The sequence below is a fragment of the Pseudomonas kitaguniensis genome (genome assembly GCF_049199985.1).
GTDB lineage: Bacteria > Pseudomonadota > Gammaproteobacteria > Pseudomonadales > Pseudomonadaceae > Aquipseudomonas > Aquipseudomonas kitaguniensis.
The window spans coordinates 78297-99553 of the sequence record NZ_JBLZPT010000001.1 but is presented as its reverse complement, the minus strand read 5'-3'; the positions used below and the strand labels follow the sequence as shown (position 1 = coordinate 99553).

At 58.4% G+C, this 21257-nt stretch carries 21 protein-coding genes and 1 tRNA gene; 12 read left to right on the top strand and 10 right to left on the bottom strand.

All coding sequences use genetic code 11. The features are described from left to right. Positions 1 to 113 precede the first annotated feature (113 nt). The 9 genes from ybgC (at position 114) to ACOZK9_RS00475 (ending at position 6523) form a co-directional block, all read left to right on the top strand. Entirely contained in the window at positions 114 to 569 is a 456-nt protein-coding gene (gene ybgC, locus ACOZK9_RS00515; protein ID WP_058412481.1) for a tol-pal system-associated acyl-CoA thioesterase, read from the top strand. Position 570: 1 nt separating this feature from the next. Next, positions 571 to 1266 (top strand): protein TolQ, encoded by a 696-nt coding sequence (tolQ, locus tag ACOZK9_RS00510; RefSeq protein ID WP_058412480.1) that lies wholly within the window; start codon positions 571 to 573, stop codon positions 1264 to 1266. Between the two features lie 23 nt (positions 1267 to 1289). Further along, positions 1290 to 1742: a protein TolR gene (tolR, locus tag ACOZK9_RS00505; RefSeq protein WP_161630238.1), complete on the top strand. Its 453-nt coding sequence runs from the start codon at positions 1290 to 1292 to the stop codon at positions 1740 to 1742. Beyond that, a complete protein-coding gene (tolA, locus tag ACOZK9_RS00500) occupies positions 1742 to 2815 on the top strand; it encodes a cell envelope integrity protein TolA (RefSeq protein WP_058412479.1) in 1074 nt (357 codons plus the stop codon). Before tolR ends, tolA begins: the two co-directional genes overlap by 1 nt. Positions 2816 to 2832: 17 nt before the next feature. Beyond that, positions 2833 to 4113, top strand: coding sequence for a Tol-Pal system beta propeller repeat protein TolB (tolB, locus tag ACOZK9_RS00495; RefSeq protein ID WP_152745290.1), 1281 nt, complete (start codon positions 2833 to 2835; stop codon positions 4111 to 4113). Between the two features lie 55 nt (positions 4114 to 4168). Continuing rightward, positions 4169 to 4669, top strand: a complete 501-nt coding sequence (gene pal / locus ACOZK9_RS00490) for a peptidoglycan-associated lipoprotein Pal (protein WP_003209827.1) — start codon at positions 4169 to 4171, stop codon at positions 4667 to 4669. 6 nt (positions 4670 to 4675) lie between these two features. Then, entirely contained in the window at positions 4676 to 5521 is an 846-nt protein-coding gene (gene ybgF / locus ACOZK9_RS00485; RefSeq protein WP_421555082.1) for a tol-pal system protein YbgF, read from the top strand. 165 nt (positions 5522 to 5686) lie between these two features. Continuing rightward, complete coding sequence (queE, locus tag ACOZK9_RS00480; protein WP_058412476.1) at positions 5687 to 6334, top strand: 7-carboxy-7-deazaguanine synthase QueE; 648 nt, start codon at positions 5687 to 5689, stop codon at positions 6332 to 6334. Positions 6335 to 6447: 113 nt separating this feature from the next. Then, positions 6448 to 6523 (top strand) — tRNA-Lys (locus ACOZK9_RS00475). A 70-nt stretch (positions 6524 to 6593) separates the two neighbouring features. Here ACOZK9_RS00475 and ACOZK9_RS00470 read toward each other — a convergent pair. After that, positions 6594 to 7490 (bottom strand): EamA family transporter, encoded by an 897-nt coding sequence (locus ACOZK9_RS00470; RefSeq protein WP_058412475.1) that lies wholly within the window; start codon positions 7488 to 7490, stop codon positions 6594 to 6596. An 81-nt stretch (positions 7491 to 7571) separates the two neighbouring features. Beyond that, positions 7572 to 8828, bottom strand: coding sequence for an MFS transporter (locus ACOZK9_RS00465; protein WP_058412474.1), 1257 nt, complete (start codon positions 8826 to 8828; stop codon positions 7572 to 7574). 120 nt (positions 8829 to 8948) lie between these two features. Here ACOZK9_RS00465 and ACOZK9_RS00460 point away from each other — a divergent pair, with 120 nt between their 5' ends. The 3 genes from ACOZK9_RS00460 to nadA all read left to right on the top strand — a co-directional run bounded on the left by ACOZK9_RS00460 (position 8949) and on the right by nadA (position 11825). Further along, positions 8949 to 9404, top strand: coding sequence for a winged helix-turn-helix transcriptional regulator (locus ACOZK9_RS00460; protein WP_421555081.1), 456 nt, complete (start codon positions 8949 to 8951; stop codon positions 9402 to 9404). A 79-nt stretch (positions 9405 to 9483) separates the two neighbouring features. After that, positions 9484 to 10641 carry a hypothetical protein gene (locus ACOZK9_RS00455; protein ID WP_421555080.1) on the top strand — a complete coding sequence of 386 codons (1158 nt, stop codon included), beginning with the start codon at positions 9484 to 9486 and terminating at the stop codon, positions 10639 to 10641. Between the two features lie 125 nt (positions 10642 to 10766). After that, positions 10767 to 11825, top strand: coding sequence for a quinolinate synthase NadA (gene nadA, locus ACOZK9_RS00450; protein ID WP_099239961.1), 1059 nt, complete (start codon positions 10767 to 10769; stop codon positions 11823 to 11825). A gap of 253 nt (positions 11826 to 12078) precedes the next feature. Here nadA and ACOZK9_RS00445 read toward each other — a convergent pair whose 3' ends face one another. From ACOZK9_RS00445 to arcC, 8 genes are all read right to left on the bottom strand, one after another. Beyond that, the gene (locus tag ACOZK9_RS00445; protein WP_421555079.1) at positions 12079 to 12567 is read right to left on the bottom strand and encodes an RDD family protein; all 489 of its coding nucleotides are present in this window, start codon (positions 12565 to 12567) and stop codon (positions 12079 to 12081) included. Between the two features lie 105 nt (positions 12568 to 12672). Next, entirely contained in the window at positions 12673 to 12885 is a 213-nt protein-coding gene (locus ACOZK9_RS00440) for a cold-shock protein (protein ID WP_058412469.1), read from the bottom strand. A 387-nt stretch (positions 12886 to 13272) separates the two neighbouring features. Next, on the bottom strand, positions 13273 to 14397 hold the full coding sequence (gene gcvT, locus ACOZK9_RS00435) for a glycine cleavage system aminomethyltransferase GcvT (RefSeq protein ID WP_099239965.1): 1125 nt from the start codon (positions 14395 to 14397) through the stop codon (positions 13273 to 13275). 152 nt (positions 14398 to 14549) lie between these two features. Next, positions 14550 to 17390 (bottom strand): aminomethyl-transferring glycine dehydrogenase, encoded by a 2841-nt coding sequence (gcvP, locus tag ACOZK9_RS00430; protein ID WP_421555078.1) that lies wholly within the window; start codon positions 17388 to 17390, stop codon positions 14550 to 14552. A gap of 10 nt (positions 17391 to 17400) precedes the next feature. Next, on the bottom strand, positions 17401 to 17784 hold the full coding sequence (gcvH, locus tag ACOZK9_RS00425) for a glycine cleavage system protein GcvH (RefSeq protein ID WP_122251010.1): 384 nt from the start codon (positions 17782 to 17784) through the stop codon (positions 17401 to 17403). 441 nt (positions 17785 to 18225) lie between these two features. After that, positions 18226 to 19734 (bottom strand): sigma-54-dependent transcriptional regulator, encoded by a 1509-nt coding sequence (locus ACOZK9_RS00420; RefSeq protein WP_058412465.1) that lies wholly within the window; start codon positions 19732 to 19734, stop codon positions 18226 to 18228. 120 nt (positions 19735 to 19854) lie between these two features. After that, on the bottom strand, positions 19855 to 20217 hold the full coding sequence (locus ACOZK9_RS00415; protein ID WP_421555077.1) for a DUF5064 family protein: 363 nt from the start codon (positions 20215 to 20217) through the stop codon (positions 19855 to 19857). Between the two features lie 18 nt (positions 20218 to 20235). Further along, on the bottom strand, positions 20236 to 21165 hold the full coding sequence (arcC, locus tag ACOZK9_RS00410; RefSeq protein WP_152749992.1) for a carbamate kinase: 930 nt from the start codon (positions 21163 to 21165) through the stop codon (positions 20236 to 20238). Positions 21166 to 21257 lie beyond the last annotated feature (92 nt).

Here is a 21257-nt window from a genome sequence, read left to right as displayed (position 1 = left end):
TCCTAGTGGCTGGCGGCGTCATTCAGTGATTAGGAATGTTCTGCATGATCACAAGCAGAATGAAAAAACAGTTGCCTCGCCGGATTGGCAACCTGAGGAGTAAGCACTAGAGTATGCGCGCGCAAAACGGGGATCAGTCGTTCGCACATCGCTGTCGCGTTTATTACGAGGACACCGATGCGGGCGGCATTGTGTACTACGTTAACTACCTCAAGTTCATGGAGCGGGCTCGCACCGAGCGGCTACGGGAACTGGGCTTTGCCCAATCCCAGCTTGCGGGGGAGGACCTGTTGTTTGTCGTGCATTCCAGCGAGGCGCGTTACCACTTGCCGGCGCGGCTGGACGATGAGCTGCTGGTCAGCGCAGAAGTAATCGAATTGAACCGTGTCAGCCTGCGCTTTAAACAGCAAGTCAGGCGGGCAACGGATGCAACGCTGCTCTGTGAGGGGCAGTTCCTGGTGGCTTGTGTGCGCACCAATAGTTTGAAACCCCGGGCCATTCCCGAAGCTCTACGTGCGGCCTTCGCCGGCGTAAGCGGCGCGGGTAAACAATCAAAGCAGGAGATTTAGCGTGGAACCTACCGTCGTCGACCATTCCTCCATGTGGAGCCTGGTCAGCAATGCCAGTGTTGTGGTTCAACTGGTGATGCTGATCCTGGTAGCCGCATCGGTTACCTCTTGGGTCATGATTTTTCAGCGCAGTAATTTGCTGCGTGCCGGTCGACGCGCCCTGGAGAGCTTCGAGGAGCGCTTCTGGTCGGGTATCGACCTGTCCAAACTGTACCGTCAGGCCGGCAGCAACCCGGACCCGGATTCGGGTGTGGAGCAAATCTTCCGTGCCGGCTTCAAGGAATTCTCGCGCTTGCGCCAACAACCGGGCGTTGATCCGGAAGCCGTCATGGAAGGCGTGGCCCGTGCCATGCGTGTTGCCATTTCGCGCGAAGAAGAGAAACTCGAGCAGAGCCTGCCGTTCCTCGCCACCGTCGGTTCCGTGAGCCCGTACATCGGCCTGTTCGGTACGGTGTGGGGCATCATGAACTCGTTCCGCGGTCTGGCTCAGGCTCAGCAAGCGACCCTGGCCACTGTGGCCCCGGGTATTGCCGAAGCCCTGATCGCTACCGCAATCGGTCTGTTTGCCGCTATCCCCGCAGTAATTGCCTACAACCGTTTTGCCGCACGTGGCGAAACCTTGATCAGCCGTTACTACACCTTCGCCGAAGAATTCCAGGCGATCCTGCACCGTAAAGTGCACACCAGCGAAGAATAAGCAGGTAATTCCCAATGGCTTTAATCGCTCGAGCTCGCAAAAAGCGCAAGCCGGTCGCCGAGATGAACGTAGTGCCTTACATCGACGTGATGCTGGTGCTGCTGGTGATCTTCATGGTGACCGCGCCGATGCTCAATCAGGGCGTGAAAGTTGATCTGCCCAAGGTTTCCAGCGAAGCCTTGCCGCAAGACAACAACACTCAGGTCCTGACCATTTCGATCAAGGCTGACAAGACCTATTACTGGAACCTTGGCAGCGAAGTCGACACTCAGAAACAGCAGGACAAGGCCATGACCTTGCCGCAGATGACCGATGCCGTGACCAAGATCATCCGGTCCGGCAACGAAGGCGGCAAGCACACCCAAGTGTTCATTCGCGGCGACAAAGTGGTCGACTATGGCTCCGTCATGGGCGCCATGGGCGGGCTGCAAAAGGCCGGCGTGGGTAACGTTGGCTTGATTACCGAGGCGCCCTGATGCAGCAACAGCGAGAGCCGTCCGCCTCGGAAAGCTTCTTCTGGCCTAGCGTCTGGGCAATTGCCCTGCACGTCCTGGTATTTGGCATGCTGTTTGTCAGCTTTGCCATGACCCCGGACCTGCCGCCAGCCAAGCCGATCGTGCAGGCGACCCTGTATCAGCTGAAATCGAAAAGTCAGGCCACCACCCAAACCAATCAGAAGATTGCGGGTGAAGCCCAGAAGTCGGCTGCGCGCCAGACTGAAGTCGAGCAGATGGAACAGAAGAAGGTCGAGCAGGAAGCGGTGAAGGCTGCTGCGGAACAAAAGAAAGAAGAGGCGGCTCAAAAGGCCGAGGAATCGAAAAAGGCTGACGAAGCGAAGAAAGCGGACGAGGCGAAAAAGGCTGATGAAGCCAAGAAAGCCGACAAAGCCGCCGAAGCTAAAAAAGCCGAAGAGAAACAATTGGCTGATATAGCCAAGAAGAAATCTGAAGAAGAAGCCAAAAAAGCTGCCGAAGAAGAGGCCAAGAAAAAGGCCGCTGAAGACGCCAAGAAAAAGATAGTCGAAGACGCGAAGAAAAAAGCCGCCGAAGACGCCAAGAAAAAAGCTGAAGCAGACGAGGCGAAGAAGAAAATCGCCGACGACGCGAAGAAGAAAGCTGCCGCCGACGCCACCAAGAAAAAGGCCCAGGAAGCAGCGCGTAAATCCGCCGAAGAGAAAAAGGCTCAGGCCTTGGCAGATTTGCTTTCCGACACGCCGCAGCGTCAGCAAGCCTTGGCCGATGAACGTGGTGATGAAGTCGCGGGCAGTTTTGACGATCTGATTCGGGCACGCGCAGCAGAGGGTTGGACACGTCCACCTTCGGCACGTAAAGGCATGACAGTAGTGCTGCAGATCGGCATGTTGCCGGACGGTACGGTGACTTCGGTCAGCGTGGCCAAGTCCAGTGGTGACGGTTCGTTCGACAGTTCGGCGGTTGCCGCGGTCAAGAACATTGGCCGGTTGACCGAGATGCAGGGAATGAAACCAAGTGACTTCGCTCCCTATCGTTCATTCAAGATGACATTCACACCTGAGGATCTAGCCTTGTGAGAAACCTTCTTCGAGGAATGCTTGTCGTTATTTGCTGTATGGCAGGGATAGCGGCGGCGGATGAAAAGAACATCCTGGTCACCAGCGGTAGCGATCGGGCCACCCCGATCGCCGTAGTACCGTTCGGCTGGCAGGGCGGCAGCGTGCTGCCGGACGACATGGCGCAGATCGTCAGCGACGACCTGCGCAACTCCGGTTACTACGCGCCGATTCCAAAAGGCAACATGATCAGCCAGCCAAACCAGGCCAGCGAAGTTGTGTTCCGTGACTGGAAAGCCGTCGGCGCCCAGTACCTGATGGTCGGCAACATCACGCCGGCCGGCGGTCGCCTGCAAATCCAGTACACGTTGTTCAACGTGGCCACCGAGCAGCAGGTTTTGACCGGCAGCGTATCGGGCACTGCCGAACAACTGCGGGACATGGCGCACTACATCTCGGACCAGTCGTTTGAAAAACTCACCGGTATCAAAGGTGCTTTCTCGACGCGTCTGCTTTATGTAACGGCTGAGCGTTTCTCCGTAGACAACACGCGTTACACCTTGCAGCGTTCGGACTACGACGGTGCGCGGGCAGTGACGTTGCTGCAATCGCGTGAGCCTATCCTGTCGCCGCGTTTTGCGCCGGACGGCAAGCGTATTGCCTACGTGTCGTTTGAACAGCGCCGCCCACGTATCTTCGTGCAGCACATCGACACCGGCCGTCGTGAGCAGATCACCAACTTCGAAGGCCTTAACGGTGCACCTGCCTGGTCGCCGGATGGTTCGCGTTTGGCGTTCGTGCTGTCCAAAGACGGCAACCCGGATATTTACGTGATGAACATGGCTTCGCGCCAGATCAGCCGTGTCACCAGCGGCCCGGGCATCAACACTGAACCGTTCTGGGGCAAGGATGGTTCGACCATCTACTTCACCTCCGACCGCGGCGGCAAGCCACAAATTTATAAAACCAGCGTTGGCGGTGGGGGTGCGGAACGCGTGACCTTTATCGGTAACTACAACGCCAACCCTAAACTTTCGGCTGATGAAAAGACGTTGGTGATGATTCACCGTCAGGATGGTTTCACTAATTTCCGGGTTGCGGCCCAGGATTTGCAGCGTGGAACAGTAAAAATCCTTACAGATACCAACCTTGATGAGTCAGCTACTGTTGCGCCCAACGGCACCATGGTAATCTACGCCACCCGCCAGCAGGGCCGGGGAGTCTTGATGCTCGTGTCCATTAATGGACGCGTAAGGCTCCCGCTTCCTACCGCACAAGGCGAAGTCAGAGAACCGTCCTGGTCCCCTTACCTGAACTGACGCGGCGCTACAAAAAGAAGTACTTAACACACTGGGGTTCATTAGGAGTTTCACGATGGAAATGCTGAAGTTTGGTAAGTTTGCTGCTCTGGCTCTGGCTTTGTCCGTAGCCGTTGGTTGCTCGTCTAAAGGCGGCGACAATGCCGGTGAAGGCGCAGCTGTTGATCCAAACGCTGGTTACGGCGCTAACACTGGTGCGGTTGACGGCTCCCTGAGCGAAGAAGCTGCTCTGCGCGCTATCACCACTTTCTACTTCGAATACGACAGTTCGGACCTGAAACCAGAAGCCATGCGCGCTCTGGACGTTCACGCGAAAGACCTGAAAGCTAACGGCGCTCGCGTTGTTCTGGAAGGTAACACCGACGAACGTGGTACTCGTGAGTACAACATGGCACTGGGCGAGCGTCGTGCGAAAGCCGTTCAGCGCTACCTGGTACTGCAAGGTGTTGCTCCAGGCCAACTGGAACTGGTTTCCTACGGTAAAGAGCGTCCAGTTGCTACTGGCCACGACGAGCAGTCCTGGGCTCAAAACCGTCGCGTCGAACTGCGTAAGTAATTCGTCATGCGAACGTGCCGTCGTGCTCTAACTGTATTGGCTCTCAGCCTCACACCGCTTGCGGTGTGGGCTGCGGTTCCTGTGTCGGATAGCAACTCAGGCTATAACAATAGCGGGAGCAGTTATCCGCCAGCAGGTTATGGCACGAACGGCGCCTATGCTGGGGGGCCGGCTACGGCCGCCCCCTCGGCACAGGGCGAACTGTTCAACCAGCTGCAACGCATGCAGGATCAATTGGCGCAGCAACAAGGCACCATTGAGGTTTTGCAAAACCAGGTGAACCAGCTGAAGCAAGAAGGCCTGGAGCGATACCAGGACCTTGATCGACGCATTGGAGCCGGCGTTACACCTGCCGCAACTCCTGATAATTCTTCTGCCGGTGGCGCGCCAAGTGCCGCTATCGGTGGTGCAGCAGCCGGTGCTGCTGGAGCCGCTACTGCCAGCCAAGCGCCAGCCGCCAGCAGTGAACCGGGTGATCCGGCCAAAGAAAAGCTGTATTACGATGCAGCGTTCGACCTGATCAAAGCCAAGGATTTCGATAAAGCCAGCCAGGCTTTTACCGCATTCCTGCGCAAATACCCAAACAGCCAATACGCGGGCAATGCCCAGTATTGGTTGGGCGAGGTCAACTTGGCCAAGGGTGATTTACAAGGTGCAGGCCAGGCGTTTGCCAAGGTCAGCCAGTTGTACCCCAAACACGCCAAGGTGCCCGATTCGCTGTACAAGCTGGCTGATGTAGAACGCCGCCTGGGTCATACCGACAAGGTCAAAGGCATTCTGCAGCAGGTGGTTGCCCAATATCCGGGTACGTCTGCCGCTCAGTTGGCGCAGCGTGATCTGCAACGCTTGTAAGCGCTGCTTTCACGTTTGGAAGAAACCCGCGCCTGGCGCGGGTTTTTTCGTTAGAATCCACGCCCTTTTATGAAACACGCTTCTTGGGGTCTACGCGTTGGCGGGATTTCTTGAAGTGCCTGACGGAGGCGGACAGCCTGTTTAGCTGTTATGCCCGTGGCGACTATGCAAGACACATTACGCATTACCGAAGTTTTTTACTCGTTGCAGGGTGAAACGCGAACCGCTGGCCTGCCTACCGTATTTGTACGGCTGACGGGCTGCCCGTTGCGTTGCCAGTACTGCGACAGCGCCTACGCTTTCAGCGGCGGCACCGTGCGCAGCCTCGATGACATCCTCGAGCAGGTGGCGGGTTACCGGCCGCGCTACGTCTGTGTGACTGGCGGTGAGCCATTGGCCCAGCCCAATGCCATTCCATTGCTCAAGCGCCTGTGTGACGCCGGTTACGAGGTCTCGCTGGAGACCAGCGGCGCGCTGGACATCTCTGCGGTCGACACGCGTGTGAGCCGAGTCGTCGACCTCAAGACGCCGGGCTCCAAGGAAGCGCACCGCAACCTCTACGAGAACATCGACCTGCTGACGGCCAACGATCAGGTCAAGTTCGTGATCTGTTCGCGCGATGACTATGACTGGGCGGCCTCCAAGCTAATCCAGTATGGCCTGGACCGTCGCGCCGGTGAGGTGCTGTTCTCTCCGAGCCATCACGACCTCAACGCCCGTGACCTGGCGGACTGGGTGGTGGCGGACAACCTGCCGGTACGCCTGCAATTGCAATTGCACAAATACCTGTGGAATGACGAGCCAGGGCGCTGACAGCACTGCCCCAAACGGGCGGAATTACCCAGACAACGCGTTATTTCTGATTTATTTCAAATAAGGTGTTGAATAATCCTTAGAAATCAGTATTATACGCGCCACAACACAGCGGGTCGTTAGCTCAGTTGGTAGAGCAGTTGGCTTTTAACCAATTGGTCGTAGGTTCGAATCCCACACGACCCACCATTTTTGGCGGTTTAGAAAATCCGGAAGGCCCACGCAAGTGAGGATTTCCGGGTTTTTTTTTGCCTGTTATTTACAGCGAAGTGCGTGCAACGCGCGCGAACACAGCACTGAAAATACGCTGCCCATAAAGGCCGACAGCCAAGCCCAGCACAATCAGCCCCACCGACAGCACTTTGCTCACCGGTACGCTTTCGTTGAACACCACGACCGAACCGAGTACGCCGAAGATCGGCACCAGCAACGAGAGCGGTGCAACCGTCGAAACCGGGTAGGTTTTGAGCAGCGAGTTCCAGACCCAGTAGGCGAACAGGGTGTTGGGGTAAACCTGAAACATGATCGACATCACGGAGGTCGCGTCCACCTGATGGATGAATGCGCGATAGCCAGCGCTGCCGTTTACCGCATAGTCGAGGGCAAATAGCGGGATGGGCGCGAACGCGCTGGACCAGACCAAAAACCCAAAGACATCCTTGGTGCTGGCCTTTTTGTTAATGATATTGGCCACGCTCCACGAAGCCGCGCCCACCAGCACCAGCATTACGCCATAGACACTCACTGAACCATCGCTGATCTTGATGATGCACAAGAGCCCGGCGAGCGCGATCAACATGCCCAGCACTTGAAAGCGAGTCAGCGCTTCCTTAAACAACCAACTGCCGAGCAGTATTGTGAAAAATGCGCTGAATTGCAGGACCAGCGAAGCGATGCCTGCCGACAAACCGGCCTTGATGCCCAGATTCACCAGCCCCCACAGGCCGATGCCGAATACCAGCCCGTAGCCGATGATGAAGCGCCACGCTACATCCGGTTTGCGGATGAAAAATATCGCCGGTAACGCACACAGGCTGAAACGGATGCCCGCCAGAATCAACGGATCGACGGTGGCCAGTCCCAGTTTGATCACCGAGAAATTGACGCCCCAGATGGCTGTTATCAGCACAGCCAACACTACGTGCAGTGGTTTCATTGATCAGTTGCCTTGATGGAGAAGGGTGGGGTACGTCGCTGTATAAAGCGACCGTGAGCATGCAGTTAACCTTTCGGGGCGTTATTCAAGCGTGCGCTGCAAATAGGCCCAATACAGCAGCGCGACTGCACTGAACGACGCCCCCACTGTGCAAACCGCCACCCAACCAAAGTGCGCGTACGTATAAGTAGCCGCAATCGCACCGAGCCCGCTGCCCACGGAGTAGAAACACATATAAGCGCCTAACAGCCGGCTCTGAGCGTCGGGCCGTGCGGCAAAAATCAGGCTCTGATTGGTGACATGCACCGCTTGCACGGCAAAGTCCAGCAACACGACGCCCGCGATCATCGCGAGTAATGAGCTTTCGACAAACGCGGTGGGCAGCCAGGATAAGGTCAGCAGCACCAACGCCACGCCGGTGGTTCGGTTGCCTAGCCCTTGGTCGGCGAGTCGCCCGGCCCGTGCTGCGGCTAGCGCACCTGCCACGCCGGCCAGACCGAAAAGCCCGGTCTGGGTAGGTGACAGTGAATGCGGCGGCGCGCTGAGCGGCAGTACCATTGATGTCCACAATATGCTGAACGCAGCAAAGATGAGCAGGGCGAACGTACCCCTGACACGCAACGCGCGCTCAGTCAGAAACAGTTGAAACACTGACCGCAGCAACTGCCAGTAACTGCCTTTAGCGGGCGGTACTGTGGCGGCGGGCAAGGTGCGAAACAGCACCAGCGCCATGCCGATCATCAAAGCCGCCGACATGAAATAAACACCGCGCCAGCCTGCCAGGTCGGCTACCGCCCCCGAGACGGAGCGCGCAAGCAGAATGCCCAGCACGACCCCGCTGGTGATTGTGCCGACCGCTTCGCCGCGCTGTTCGGGGCTCGCCAGGGTGGCGGCATAGGCGACCACCACTTGGACTACTACGGCCATCAGGCCCACCAGCATCATCGCGCCGAGCAGCCTGCCCCAATCCTGAGCCAGCCCTACCGCGCACAACGCCAACGCCGACAGAAGCATTTGCGTAAGCATAAGTTTTTTGCGGTTCAGCAAGTCGCCCAGCGGCACAATGAACAGCAACCCCAGCGCATACCCGGCCTGTGTGGCTGTGACGACGATGCCGATGGTTGCGGGCGAAACTGATAGGCTGGCAGCCATGGACTCTAACAAAGGCTGTGCAAAATAGACGTTTGCTACCGCCATCGCACAGGTCACTGCGAAGAGCAGTGTTTGGTAACGACTGAGCGTGAGGGGCGTAATCGTTACAGAAGATTCGGCGTATCCACCGGCAGCCTTTTCGGGTGCTACCTCCATTTTTACCGGTGCAGGCGACAGGTACGGCATCACTCCATCCTTGATTTTGGTTTCGAAAAGAAACCAGTCGGCTGATTTTTAGCAAATCAGGTTGTTATAGGCAACCACTTTCACCTAACATTTTGATCCTCTTCCGCACCTTGGAAAATTATGGCCAGGCAATACCTGCTCGCGCAAAGCGAGTGCCCGGTAGCTCGAACGCTCGAAGCGATCGGTGACCGATGGGTTTTGATGATTATTCGTGACGCATTCGACGATGTACGCCGGTTCAGTGAGTTCCAAAAACGTCTTGGTCTTGCTAAAAACATTCTTGCGGTGAAGCTCAAATTGCTCGTCGAGCTGGGCGTGTTCGAAATCCAGCCGGCGTCTGATGGCAGCGCTTATAAGGAATATGTGCTGAGCCCCATGGGGCGCGCGGTGTTTCCGATCGTCGTCAGCATGCGTCAGTGGGGACAACAGTTTCTGTTCAACGAAGGCGAGGATTATTCAATTTTGCTCGACAACGAATTGTCGGAGCCGGTTGAAACCATCACTGTGCGGTCCAGAGCGGGCAAAGAGTTGACCCCGGCAGACTGCCATCGGCGGGTCATTACGCGTGACGCCTGACGGCCTGTTTTGAGGGCTGAGTGCGCTCAGGGCATACTTGAAAGCCTTACACCTCACTCACTCTCACGGCGCTCTCAACATGATTTATCTGCTTGCGAAGGTGCTCATGGCCCGCGTGTTCACAACCGGGCGTCGTCGGCTGCTGAAAAAAATTTCTACCCTGGCGCTGCTTTTGAGCGGTGCAAATCTCGCCTGTGGCAGCGCTGGAGCAACGGGTGATGCAGCGCCCACGTCAGGTGTGACGATCCCAGTGATGTCCAAGGTGGTGGCGGGCAATCTTTTTTACTACGTGCGATTGCGGATCGGTGACGGCCCGGAAACCAATGTCATCCTCGACACCGGCTCCATCGGGCTTCGGGCTATTGCTGCGGTAGTACCGCGAAAAACTCAGCCTGGCAGAGCGGTTATTTACAGCTTTGAGAGTGGCAGCGAATTACACGGCCATATTTCAAATGAACGCGTCAATTTGGGTGGGCTTGAACTTGGAACACTTCCCGTCCACGTGGTTGAAACGCTGCGTTGCAACACGCGGGTGCCGGATTGCTCTGTCGCGAAACTGGACCCCTCAGCCCCTTTCGCACAAGGCATTGACGGCCGCAGTGACCCGGCATTTGGCGCCATCATGGGCATACGCCTCTTTACCCGCACTGACCTGTGGGTGCCCAACCCGTTGAAAGCCGCAGGTATTAAACGTTGGATCGTGCAACTGCCACGCTCACCGAGCGAGCCTGGCGCACTGGTGCTTGACCCACCTTTAAGCCAGTTAAACGATTTCACACGGATGAAATTGGATAAAAATGGAACCGTTATGGCGTGTCTGGACAGTCTGGGCGTGCCTCAGAGCCTTTGCTTGCCAACGATTGTAGACAGCGGAGACCCTCATTTTTTTGTTTTTTCGCAGTATGTTGATCAACCTGTACTCGCTGCGGGCACTAAGGTAAGGCTGGCATTTTCCGATTCAGATAGCAGTGATCACACCGTCGTATTCAAGTTTGCCGCTGCAACAAGTCTGCCCAACGAGGCAAAGGAAACAGTGCGCTACGATCCTGCGGTGGTGTCTTTTAGATCAACGCCGGAGGGTGACGAGCCTTTTATTAACTCCGGGTATTTACCCTTCTTAAGCTACTCGATTTTGTTTGATGCGGATAATCAGGTGATAGGGATGCGGGCTCGAACACCCGACAGACCTGTTTCGTCGTGCCAGATTAGGCTTTTGAATCCAATCGATATTCTGTAGCCTTGCGCAGCTTCACCTGAACCGTGCTTGATGAACACAATCACTTCGTCCGGCGGCGCCCGAAAGGCTCCAGAGCCGGTGGTACACTCGACTTTCGCGCAACTGCGCCTGCAGGTCTTGCGAACATGACGCAAATTTCCGAACGCCTTCTGGTTCAAGCCCACCTCGACGCCAAGCAGCCCAAGGCCCTCAGCGCCGATGAAGAGGCGAGCCTGCGTGCCGCCATCGCCGCTGAGCTTGTCGCTCAAGATGCGGTGTTGGTCGCTCACTTCTATTGTGACCCGGTCATTCAGGCCCTGGCCGAAGAAACCGGTGGCTGTGTTTCTGACTCCCTGGAAATGGCGCGCTTCGGCGCTGCGCACCCGGCCAAGACCGTATTGGTTGCCGGCGTGCGTTTCATGGGTGAGACCGCCAAAATCCTCACCCCCGAAAAACGCATCTTGATGCCGACCCTTGAAGCCACCTGCTCGCTGGACCTCGGCTGCCCGGTGGAAGAGTTTTCGGCGTTCTGCGATCAGCATCCCGAGCGCACGGTGGTGGTGTATGCCAACACGTCGGCGGCGGTCAAAGCCCGTGCCGATTGGGTGGTGACCTCCAGTTGCGCACTGGAAATCGTCGAAAGCCTGATGGACAACGGCGAGACCATTATCTGGGGGCCGGACAAGCACCTGGGCACTTACATTCAGCGCCAGACCGGTGCGGATATGTTGCTGTGGGACGGTGCGTGCATCGTTCACGAGGAGTTCAAATCCAAGCAGCTTGAGGACATGAAGGCGCTGTACCCGGACGCGGCGATTCTGGTGCACCCGGAATCGCCGACGGCGGTGATTGAATTGGCGGACGCCGTGGGGTCAACCAGTCAATTGATTGCGGCCGCGCAACGCTTGCCGAACAAGACATTTATTGTGGCGACTGACCGTGGCATTTTTTACAAAATGCAGCAGTTGTGCCCGGATAAGGTGTTTGTCGAAGCACCTACCGCCGGTAACGGCGCGGCTTGCCGTAGTTGCGCGCACTGCCCGTGGATGGCGATGAATACGCTGGAGCGCACGCTGCAATGTTTGCGTGAGGGCAGTAACGAGATTTTCGTGGAGCCGTCGGTGATACCGCAGGCTGTTCGGCCGCTTAAGCGGATGCTCGACTTTACCCAGGCTGCGCGCCTGAAACTGGCGGGTAATGCTTAATCCACTCGTAAGCAGGGTCACCCTGTGGGCGGCCCAGCTGGATCTTTGATGTAGCGCTCTCGCGATGCAGGCACCTCGGACCATCAGGCATACCGGGTTGATGCCATCGCGAGCAAGCCCGCTCCCACAAAAAGCGCGTTTGATCCAACCACTCAGGCCGCCGTGCTCTTGCTTCTGATCTTGATCTAAGGCGCCCCGTTAAACCACGATAGCTTGCGTGCGGGCAACGAGTGGTGGGGCGAGGACCTTTTGGTTACTTCTTCTGCTTCGGAATACGCACCAGTTGTGTGTCGGAATAGATGTCGTGCCAACTGCGTTTCTGCTTGTCGAACAACGACCAGATAAACCCCAGTCCCACACACAACCACGAAGCAATCGACACCACAAACCGCAACAGCGCCTGCCACAAGCTGATCCGCGAGCCGTCGGCGTTTTGTACCCGCACGCCCCACACCTGCATGCCGAGGGTCTGCCCGGAATGGGTCCAGAACTTGGCGAAGAAACCAAACAGCACAAAAAACAGCAGCGTCGACAGCAATGGGTCACCGTCCAGCGCCCCGGATTCGCTGAGGACGCGCATTTTGGCCTCGCCGATAAACGCCATCCACGTAAGCTTGTACACAAATGCCGTGACGATCAGCAGCGCGGTACACAATAGAAAGTCATAGAACATCGCTGCCAAACGACGGCCCAGGCCAACGGCGGGGAACTCGCCCTGGGGGCTCAGCAAGGGTTTGGACATGGCAGGGCTCGCTGGATAAAAAAGCGATTTTACGCGGCAACCCGGTGCAACGCGCATAAAAAAGCCCCTGATGGTGACATCAGGGGCTTTTTGTCGCAGCGAGTATCAGCCCTCTGCTTGTACTTCGTCAGCCTGCATACCTTTCTGGCCTTGCACAGCAATGAATGTCACTTTTTGGCCTTCTTTCAGACTCTTGAAGCCGTTGCCCTGAATAGCGCGGAAATGTACGAACAAATCCGCACCACTTTCCGGCGTGATAAAACCAAAGCCTTTCTCGTCGTTAAACCACTTGACGGTACCACTCAGACGTTCAGCCATTTTCTTATTTCCCTGACGCTAAAATTAATGACAGCCCCTTTCATTTAAGGAGTACTGAGCTGAGTTGCAGGAAAGTAAGAGACGTCGAACGGGTTGTAGCGTCCGTTGGCTACTGCCCAGGTCCAGGTTCAAAGCGACCCATGCAAACACAGTGGGGAAACTCTACGCCAACTAACGGAGAAAAAACAAGCCCTGCCAAAAGGCCATGTTTTGCTGGGCTTCGTGACAGTTTGGCGAATAAAGTAGCGCGCACTTATTCGATAGAGTTGGTCACTTGTTATAGGCAAGTGCTGGGCGTATTGGCTATCGTAAACGCACTACTTTAAGGCGGTTGCGTTACAGTTTAGTGCACGCTGACGCAACCGCGTTACTTATAGGAACAGTCAATCAACCACGGTAGTAGCGTTGCGGCACAAATGGCATTTTACTTACACGTAGAGGTACTTTTTTCCCACGTACTAATGCCGACACTTCGGTATCCAGTGCGATGAAGGCGCTGTCCAGATACCCCATCGCCAACGGGCCGCCCAACGATGGGCCAAAACCACCGCTGCACACGGTGCCGATCACGCTGCCGTGTTGATCGACGATTTCTGCACCTTCACGCACCGGGGTGCGCTCTTGCGGCAACAGGCCGACACGCTTGCGGCTCACACCGGCTTGCTGTTGGGCAAAGATTCGCTCGGCGCCGGGGAAGCCACCGGCGCGCGCGCCATCGGCACGCCGGGCCTTGGAAATCGCCCAGAGCAGGCTGGCTTCAATCGGTGTGGTGTCGGTGTTCATGTCATGGCCGTACAGGCACAGGCCAGCTTCCAGGCGCAGGGAGTCGCGGGCGCCCAGGCCGATCGCTTGTACTTCGGTTTCGGCCAGCAGGCTGCGCGCAAGGCTCTCGGCGTTGGCCGCCGGCACCGAGATTTCAAAGCCGTCCTCACCGGTGTAGCCCGAGCGGCTCACGTAGCACTCCACACCCAGCAGGCGCAGGGTGGCGAACTGCATGAAGGTCATTTTGCTGACCTCAGGCGCCAGGCGCGCCAGTACCTTCACCGCCGCCGGGCCTTGTAACGCGAGCAGGGCGCGCGCCTCAAACAGCGGCTCGATGCTGCAGTGGTCGCCGATATGTTTGCGCAGGTGCGCCAGGTCCTGGTCTTTGCACGCGGCGTTGACCACCAGGAACAGCTCATCGTTACCCAGGTTGGCCACCATCAGGTCGTCAAGAATCCCGCCCTGTTCGTCAGTGAACATGGCGTAGCGCTGCATGCCCACCGGCAGGTCAATGATGTCGACGGGCACCAGGCTTTCCAGCGCTTTGGCGGCGTTCGCGCCGCTGAGGCGGATCTGGCCCATGTGGGACACGTCAAACAACCCGGCGTGTTCACGGGTGTGCAGGTGTTCTTTCATCACGCCCAGCGGGTATTGCACCGGCATGTCGTAGCCGGCGAAGGGCACCATGCGCGCGCCCAGCTCAAGGTGCAGCGCATGCAGTGGAGTTTTCAACAGGGTTTCGGTGGGCATATTCAGCTCCTGAAAAACGTGCCGGCGCGCCGTTGGGCGTCAGCACTCGATAAACAAATGCAAGCGGCAAGCGGCAAGCGGCAAGCGGCAAGCTACAAGCCACAGCCACTCTGCTTTTACTTGCAGCTTGCAGCTTGCAGCTCATACCTGCCTCAAGCGTAGTTTTCGATTGAGGGGCACGCGCAGACGAGGTTGCGGTCGCCAAACACGTTGTCGACGCGGCCAACCGGCGGCCAGTATTTGCCTTCGATCAACGAGGCAACCGGGTACACGGCCTGCTCACGGCTGTACGGGTGGCTCCATTCGCCGACCAGTTCGGCCGCAGTGTGCGGCGCGTTTTTCAGTGGGTTGTCGTCCTTGTCCAGCGTGCCGTTTTCCACTGCGCGAATCTCTTCGCGGATGGCGATCATCGCGTCACAAAAGCGGTCGAGTTCTTCTTTGGATTCGCTTTCGGTCGGCTCGATCATCAAGGTGCCGGCCACCGGGAACGACATGGTCGGCGCGTGGAAACCGAAGTCGATCAAGCGCTTGGCCACGTCATCCACGCTGATGCCGCTGCTGTCTTTCAGCGGGCGCAGGTCGAGGATGCATTCGTGCGCCACCAGGCCGTTGCTGCCGGTGTACAGCACTGGGTAGTGCTCTTCGAGGCGACGCGAAATGTAGTTGGCATTCAGGATCGCCAACTGCGAAGCGCGCTTGAGGCCCGCGCCGCCCATCATGCTGATGTACATCCAGGTGATCGGCAAAATGCTCGCGCTGCCGAATGGCGCCGCGCACACCGCGCCTTCCTTGCGCTGCATGGCCGCGTGGCCCGGCAGGAATGGCGTGAGGTGGGACTTCACGCCAATCGGGCCGACACCCGGGCCGCCACCGCCGTGCGGAATGCAGAAGGTTTTGTGCAGGTTGAGGTGGGACACGTCGCCGCCGAATTTACCCGGCGCACACAGGCCGACCATCGCGTTCATGTTGGCGCCGTCGATGTAGACCTGGCCGCCGTTGTCATGAATCACCGCGCAGATCTCGCGGATGCCTTCTTCGAACACGCCGTGGGTGGACGGGTAGGTGATCATCAGTGCCGCGAGGTGGTCGCGGTGCTCGATGGCTTTGGCGCGCAGGTCTTCGATGTCGACGTTGCCACGCGCATCGCAGGCGGTCACCACCACACGCATACCGGCCATGTTGGCGGTCGCGGGGTTAGTGCCGTGGGCCGACGAGGGGATCAGGCAGATGTCGCGACGCGCATCGCCACGGCTCTGGTGGTACGCACGAATCGCCAGCAGGCCTGCGTATTCGCCCTGGGAACCGGCGTTGGGTTGCAGCGAGATCGCGTCATAACCGGTGGCCGCGCAGAGCATGGCTTCCAGTTCGGAAGTCAGTTGCAGGTAGCCGGCGCTTTGTTCGGCCGGGGCGAACGGGTGCAGTGCACCGAACTCGGCCCACGTCACCGGGATCATCTCGCTGGCGGCGTTGAGCTTCATGGTGCACGAGCCCAGCGGGATCATGGTGCGGTCCAGCGCCAGGTCCTTGTCGGCCAGTTTGCGCAGGTAGCGCATCAATTCGGTTTCGGAGTGATAACGGTTGAACACCGGGTGGCTGAGGATCGGCGATTGGCGCAGCAGTGCGGCAGGCAGGGCGCTGTCGACCTCGGCGGCAAAGTCCGGCAGCGCTTTGCCGTCGGCGAAGATCGACCACAAGGTTTCGATGTCAGCCTGGGTGGTGGTTTCGTCGACCGACAGGCCCAGACGCTCAGCGTCTACCACCCGCAGGTTGATGCGCTGGGCGCGGGCCTGGTCATGCAGGGCGGCGGTGTTGGCGCCCGTGTGGAGGGTCAGGGTGTCGAAAAAGTGTTGCTGCTCAACCTTAAGGCCAAGCGCGGTCAAGCCTTTGGCCAGGATCGCGGTCAGTTGGTGAATGCGTTGGGCGATCTGGGTCAGGCCTTTAGGGCCGTGGTACACGGCGTACATGCTGGCGATGTTGGCCAACAGCACTTGGGCGGTGCAGATGTTGCTGGTGGCTTTCTCGCGACGGATATGTTGCTCGCGGGTCTGCATCGCCAGGCGCAGCGCCGGTTTGCCGAAACGGTCGACCGAAACGCCGACTAGACGCCCCGGCATGTCGCGTTTGAACGCATCCTTGGTCGAGAAGTATGCCGCGTGCGGGCCACCAAAACCCAGCGGCACGCCGAAGCGTTGCGCGCTGCCAATGGCCACGTCGGCGCCGAACTCACCCGGCGGCGTCAGCAAGGTCAGGGCCAGCAGGTCGGCGGCCACGGCTACCAGCGCGTTGGCGGCGTGGAAGCGCTCGGTCAGTTCGCGGTAATCAAACACATCACCGTTGCTGGCCGGGTACTGCAGCAGGGCGCCAAAAAACCCGCTGACCTCGCTCAGTTCACGCTCATCGCCAATCACCACGTCGATGCCCAGCGGCTCGGCACGCGTGCGCAGCACGTCGAGGGTTTGCGGGTGGCTATGGATCGAGGCGAAAAACGCATTGCTGCTTTTGTTTTTGCTCAGGCGCTTGCAGAACGTCATGGCCTCGGCGGCGGCGGTGGCTTCGTCGAGCAAAGAGGCGTTGGCGATCGGCAAGCCGGTGAGGTCGCTGATCAAGGTCTGGAAGTTCAGCAGCGATTCCAGGCGGCCTTGGGAAATCTCGGGTTGGTACGGGGTGTAGGCGGTGTACCAGGCCGGGTTTTCCAGCAGGTTGCGCAGGATCGGCGACGGCGTGTGGCAGTTGTAATAGCCCTGGCCGATGTAGGTCTTGAACAGTTGGTTTTTGCCGGCGATGGCCTTGATTTTGGCCAAGGCGTCGGCTTCGCTCAGGCCGTCTTCCAGGCCGAGCACGCTGGTGCCCTTGATGCTTTCCGGGATCACACTGGCGCTTAACGCTTCCAGCGAATCAAAGCCCAGACGTGCGAGCATGTGTTGCTCGTCTTGCGGGCGCGGGCCGATGTGGCGGGCGATGAATTCGTTGGCGGTGCTGAGATTAATCGTCATGGTGCGCTCCTCAAGCTTCAGCGTTGGCTTTGATCAGGCGGTCGTACGCATCCTGATCCAACAGCTTAGCCACTGCCTCGGCATCGGCGGGTTTAAAGCGGAAGAACCAACCTTCGCCCATCGGGTCTTCGTTGACCAGTTCCGGGCTGCCGTCGAGCGTGTCGTTCACTGCGACCACTTCACCGTCCAATGGCATGTACACGCCGCTGGCGGCTTTAACCGACTCCACCGTGGACGCTTCAGCGCCTTTGGCGTAAGCCTGCAACTCGGGCAGTTGCACGAAAACCACATCACCCAGCGCGTTCTGCGCGAAAGCGGTGATACCCACGGTGACGCTGCCATCGGTCTCGGCGCGCAGCCATTCGTGATCTTCAGTGAAACGCAACTCGCTCATGGAAACTCCTCAAGGCCAGATTTCTCTGGAGGGCGGCATTGGAATAATGAAGAGTGCTTAGCAATATTGCGGCCAACGTTATTAAATCTTTATAAATCAATAAGTTAATAAAATTGGTTATAAACCTATAAATTTTATCTGTAGCGATTTCGATACAGGTCGACGCCTGAAAAAAAGCCTATGTGGATCAAAGCCTTGCATGGCGCGCAAAAAACATGGCTGTAGCGATAGCGTTACGCTGTAGCGCTTTCAGTACAGGTGAGGGTCGCTTTTGATGAACCCGGCGGCCTGGAAGCCGACCTCAGTGGTCGAAGCCGATCAAAAGCGCTTTTTGCGGGAGCGGGCTTGCTCGCGATGGCGGTGTGTCAGATAAGTATCTTTCAACTGACACGCCGCCATCGCGAGCAAGCCCGCTCCCACAGTTGCATCTTTGCGCAGCCGTCAGGGCTTGTTGGGAATGCCGTACTTGCGCAGGCGATGCGCGATGGCAGTGTGGGAGGTTTGCAGGCGGTTGGCCAGTTGGCGGGTCGACGGGTAGCTGGCGTAGAGCTTTTCCAGCAAGTTGCGCTCGAAGTCTTCCACCGCCTGTTCCAGGCTGGCGACTTCGCCGTCGCTTTGGCGCGCCACCGACGTACCGGCAATGTCCAGGTCACCAATGTCGACGATATTGCTTTCGCAGATGGCGGCGGCGCGGAAGATCACGTTCTGTAACTGCCGAACATTGCCCGGCCAGCGGTTGCCCAACAGCGCCGGGTAAGTGCCGGGCGCCAGGCGGCAGACCGGGCGCTGTATCTGCGCGCACGCTTGCTGCATGAAGTAGCGCGCGAGCAGCAGAATGTCCTGGCCGCGTTCACGCAGCGGCGGTACTTCGACGTTGAGCACGTTGAGGCGGTAAAACAAGTCTTCGCGAAACGTGCCCTCGCTGACCATTTTTTCGAGGTCGCGGTGGGTGGCGCTGAGGATGCGCACATTGACCTTCACTTCGCGGTCACCGCCCACGCGGCGGAAGCTGCCGTCATTCAGAAAGCGCAGCAGCTTGGCCTGCAGGTACGGCGACATCTCGCCGATCTCATCGAGAAACACCGTGCCCTGGTTGGCCAGCTCCATCAGCCCCGGTTTGCCGCCGCGCTGGGCACCGGTGAAGGCGCCCGGGGCATAGCCGAACAATTCGCTTTCGGCGAGGTTTTCCGGCAGCGCCGCGCAGTTAAGCGCCAGGAACGGTGCACTGTAGCGCGCGCTGATGGCGTGGCAGGCACGCGCCACCAGTTCTTTGCCGGTGCCGGTTTCGCCCTGGATCAACAGCGGTGCGTCCAGTGCTGCCACCCGTTGCGCCCGCGCCTTGAGGGTGCGAATCACCGGGGATTCACCCAACAGCGCGTCAAACCCTTCGGCATGGTCGTGGTGCAGCGCAGACAGTTGCTCGCCGATGCGGTTGGGTTGGTAAAGGGTGAGCAGCGCGCCAGCATCGGTGATCGGCGTGGCCTCCAGCAAGAACGTATGGCCGTTCACGCTGATCTCGCGCAAGGGCAAGCGAAAACCCTGTTCAAGCAAGGTGTCGAGCAGCGCCGGGTCGTTGAACAGCGCGGCGATGCTTTCTCCGGCCGGTTCGCGCCCATACAAGGCGATCAACGCCGGGTTGGCCAAGAGAATTTTGCCCGCGCTGTCCAGCGCCAGTACCGGGTCGGTCATGGCCGCCAGCAGGGCGTCGAGTTGCAGGTGGCGGCGCTGGCCGGGCAGGATGTCGACCACGGTGACGGCTTGCACACCGTGCACGCTGAACAACGCGTCGCGCAGTTCTTCGAGCACCTCGGCGCTCAGCGTCGGGGCGTCGATATACACGTTGGGCGGCACCATCTCCACCGCATCCAGGTTGAGATTACGCCCACCGAGCAAGGCCAGGACTTCCTGGGTAATGCCGACGCGGTCGATGAAGCTGACGTGGATACGCATGGGGCGGTGTTGATTCTGAAGAGCGGAGGGTGGCAAGTATGCCTTGCAGATGATGCAGATCAAAATGTGGGAGCGGGCAGTGCGACGTTGATCGTTCCCGCGTGGGAACGATCACCGGGGTTATTCCAGGTGTTCCGGTTTGACCGGGTCGCCCGATTTCACATCCAACTGCTGCCGCACGTCCTCAAACATCAAGTCGTACTGCTTGTGCATCGAGCCATTGAGCACGGCCGTCTTCGGCATTCCGTATTTTTGCGCGATGTTCATCGCATGCCGGGCAAAGTCGAACGCCTGGTCCTTGGGTAAAAAGAACGCCTCGTCGAGGTCCTTGCCCTGCACCGAGCCGTGCAGCGTGAACTGCATCCCCTTGCCTTCCTTGGGGTCCTGGCTGACTGCGTAGTCGATGCACAAGTTGTAGCTGTAGTCGTCCTTGTTGAGCGCGTGACGCTCGACGTGCAAGTGACCGGGTTCAAACGTGGCCATAGGCGTTTCTCCTCTGCTTCACAGGTAAGTGATGCCAGCTTTCGCCGTGCTGATGCGTGTGCCGGCGGTGCCCTGAACGATGGCTTCGATGGTTGAGAGTGAACCGATAACCGCAGTTTTGCCAGTCTTGCGGGCGAACTCGCAGGCGGCTTGCACCTTTGGCCCCATGGAGCCTGCGGCGAAACCGAGCTTATCCATTTCGTCGGGGTGGGCCTGGCCGATGGCTTTTTGGGTGGGCGTGCCGTAGTCGATAAAGGCCGCGTCGACGTCAGTGGCGATCACCAGCAAATCGGCATCCAGTTGCTCAGCCAGCAACGCTGAACACAGGTCTTTGTCGATCACCGCTTCGACGCCGCGCAATATGCCGTCTTCGCCGTAGAGGGTTGGAATACCGCCGCCACCGGCGCAAATAACAATCGCGCTTTTTTCCAGTAACCACTTGATCGGGCGAATTTCAAAGATACGTTTCGGCCTGGGGCTTGCCACCACGCGGCGGTACTTGTCGCCGTCGGGGGCGATGGCCCAGCCTTTTTCGGCCGCAAGCTGTTCGGCTTCGGCCTTGCTGTACACCGGGCCGATAGGTTTGCTGGGGTTCTGGAAGGCCGGGTCGTTGGCGTCCACTTCCACTTGGGTCAGCAAGGTCGCAAACGGTACGTCAGCGTCCAGCAGGTTGCCCAGTTCCTGTTCGATGATGTAGCCGATCATGCCTTCGGTTTCAGCGCCCAGCACGTCCAGCGGGTACGGCGAAACCTGGGTGTAGGCCGCCGCCTGCAACGACAGCAGGCCGACTTGCGGGCCATTGCCGTGGGCGATCACCAGTTCGTTACCGGGGTGGATTTTGGCGATCTGTTCGGTGGCGGTACGGATGTTGGCGCGTTGGTTGTCCGCCGTCATCGGTTCACCGCGGCGGAGCAGGGCGTTACCGCCCAGTGCAACGACGATACGCATAATCAAATCCTTCTAGCGTTCAGCCTTGTGAATACGGAACCCGCTGTGGGAGGGGGCTTGCTCGCGATGGCGGCTGTACATTCAACATCTCT